Source organism: Chloroflexota bacterium (assembly GCA_015478725.1).
Classification (GTDB): Bacteria; Chloroflexota; Limnocylindria; order Limnocylindrales; family CSP1-4; genus C-114.
Genome location: JADMIG010000144.1, coordinates 1 through 1,109, shown reverse-complemented (window position 1 = coordinate 1,109; position 1,109 = coordinate 1). Strand labels below are relative to the sequence as shown.

Sequence of the window (1,109 nt, the reverse complement as noted above, 5' to 3'; positions counted from 1 at the left end):
GTGCTGCCCCTCAAGCGAAGTGGGGCATCCACGCGACCAAAGCCGGCGCCCGCGGCGACGTACGTGCCCGACCTCAAGTTGGAGGAGCGGGAGGGCTATAACGCGCGGTATGAGAAGGCGAAGCGGACGCTCGGGTGGGATAACTCGACTGTGAAGGATTGGATCGCGACGACCGCCGGGCAGACCAAGCCTTTCTCCCTGCTGGATGGGGAGCTTCAGCTTTACGTGGTTGAGGCTATGGAGGCTGAGGCTGAGGCGGGGGACATCCCTTTTGAGTTTGAGTCGCCTGATGAGCTGTTCCCTGAGGAGACCCCTGCCCCAGCACCAGCACCAGCCCCTGCCCCCACGATGCCAGCCGCGGCACGTGCCGGGGGCAGAAGCTAGCTAGTTAGTTTCGCGGGCTCCGGCGCGTATGGCCTTCACTTGTTGAGATGTTGAGTGGGGGAGAAGGTCATACGCGTCGAGGGCTTGCCATTATATGACAAGGTTATCTACAAAAAAGGAGCAGAGGGCTATGAAAGTTGATAACGATAACAAGGTGAATGCAACTACAGTCCTGGACACGATCAAGCTCGCGAAGGGCCAGCACCCTACACCTGAGGCGGGCATGTGCGCTATGGAGCTTGCCAGCGTGCTGGCAGGTGAGCCATTCTCGGACTCGCCACGCTGTGTTTCGCCGATTATAGCCAACTTCATGCGTCGCTGGAACGACGCTATGGACAATACGGATCGTCAGATGCTGCTGCCGTACGTGCCAAAAGTCATTGGCACATTAGCATCTTCGGGATCGAGAGTGGAGAGGGCGCGTGCGTTTATGTTATACGACTGGCTCGTGCGTGAGTGCGCTCCCGCCTGGCTGGAGTTGGCGGGGCTGGCAGAGCATGCCGCGGCCCTGCAGGAACTCCCGCCAATTACGGATGTAGAGAGTGCGCTGAAAACAGTGGGGCCCACACACATGGCAGGTAGGGCTGCCCGCGCTGCCCATGCTGCCTATGATGCCTATGCTGCCTCTGCTGCCTATGATGCCTATGATGCCTATGCTGCCTATACTGCCTCTGCTGCCTATGCTGCCTATACTGCCTATACTGCCTCTGCTGCCCATGCTGCCT

2 protein-coding genes are annotated in these 1,109 nt (G+C 59.4%); one reads left to right on the top strand and one right to left on the bottom strand.

Annotated features, from left to right (window positions below; genetic code table 11):
- Positions 1-63: 63 nt before the first annotated feature.
- On the top strand, positions 64-384 hold the full coding sequence (locus IVW53_16185; GenBank protein MBF6607096.1) for a hypothetical protein: 321 nt from the start codon (positions 64-66) through the stop codon (positions 382-384).
- A 433-nt stretch (positions 385-817) separates the two neighbouring features.
- Here IVW53_16185 and IVW53_16180 read toward each other — a convergent pair.
- A partial coding sequence (locus tag IVW53_16180) for a hypothetical protein (GenBank protein MBF6607095.1) occupies positions 818-1,109 on the bottom strand: 292 nt, incomplete at its 5' end.